Annotated in this window: 1 protein-coding gene; it reads right to left on the reverse strand. The window is 38.5% G+C overall.

What is annotated here, in order from left to right; all coding sequences use genetic code 11:
* The coding region (locus tag R0J87_RS24925; RefSeq protein ID WP_498889711.1) for a cation:proton antiporter domain-containing protein at positions 1 to 234 on the reverse strand (234 nt) is incomplete at both ends.

Raw genomic sequence — 234 nt, forward strand, 5'->3', positions numbered from 1 at the left:
GCCTAATTTTTTCAGTAGCCATTTACTACTTAAGCCTTGCACTAAGAGCGTAAATAAAACTACGCCAAAAACCACTGCTTCTAAGGTTTGACTTTGTACTAAAACAATGGGAACACTTAAGGCGAGGGCGATGGAAATTGATCCTCGTAAACCCGACCACCATAAAACAGTTTGTTCTGCCAATGTGATGTTACTGTACTCGAATTTATTACCAAAATAGCTGGTTCCATAAAT

Origin of the sequence: Halomonas sp. SIMBA_159 (assembly GCF_046536035.1) — a bacterium.
Lineage (GTDB): Bacteria > Pseudomonadota > Gammaproteobacteria > Pseudomonadales > Halomonadaceae > Vreelandella > Vreelandella venusta_A.